The 657-nt window shown below is 67.4% G+C and carries 1 pseudogene; it reads right to left on the bottom strand.

From position 1 onward, the window contains the following. Positions 1-176: 176 nt before the first annotated feature. Positions 177-657 (bottom strand): annotated as a pseudogene (locus ACLQ24_RS30010) (IS701 family transposase); the annotation flags it as partial.

Consider the following 657-nt stretch of genomic DNA (forward strand, 5'->3'; position numbering starts at 1 on the left):
CTAGTACTGCTACGGAGGTTCGTTACTTTTTATGGCTTCGAGTCGTTTGCGGTAGTGGCTGGCTTTCGCTTGGGCTTGCCGGTGGCGGCGCCAGTGTGACCAGTGCAGTACGTGGTCGGCTGCGGTGCGTCCGGCGAGGACGAGTTTGGTGAACAGGCGGCGGATCTCGTTGCTGCTCAGGGGGATGAGCGTGTCTGGGGCGGGATCGTCGCCCCCTTTTTGGGTTCCTTGTCGGTTTCGGTGGCGCGGGTGGCGACCAGGAACGCGGCGGCGGTCATGGCCAGGGTGATGTGGGCGTACCAGGCGTCGTAGCGGCGGACCTGGTACTGGTCGAGGCCGACCTCGTTCTTCGCGGTCTGGAACGACTCCTCTACCGCCCACCGAGACCCGGCCACGCGGACCAGTTCCCGTAGCCGGGTGCCGCGCGGGCCGAAACACACGTAGTAGGCGATGTCGGTGGGATCGCTGATGCTGCGCCGGGCCAGGACCCAGCCGCGACGCTCGTGCGCGAAGGTCTCCCGGATCGGTAGCCGCGCCCAGTCGTAGCGACGTGGGCCGTGCGCGCCGTCACCACAGGACAGCCTCGTCCACGATCGGGCCGGCAGCTTGGCGATCAGGGCGTCGACCCGGGTGGTGGTGAACAACCCGGAGGCGACC

Origin of the sequence: Micromonospora sp. DT4, assembly GCF_049841675.1 — a bacterium.
In the GTDB taxonomy this organism is placed as follows: Bacteria; Actinomycetota; Actinomycetes; order Mycobacteriales; family Micromonosporaceae; genus Micromonospora.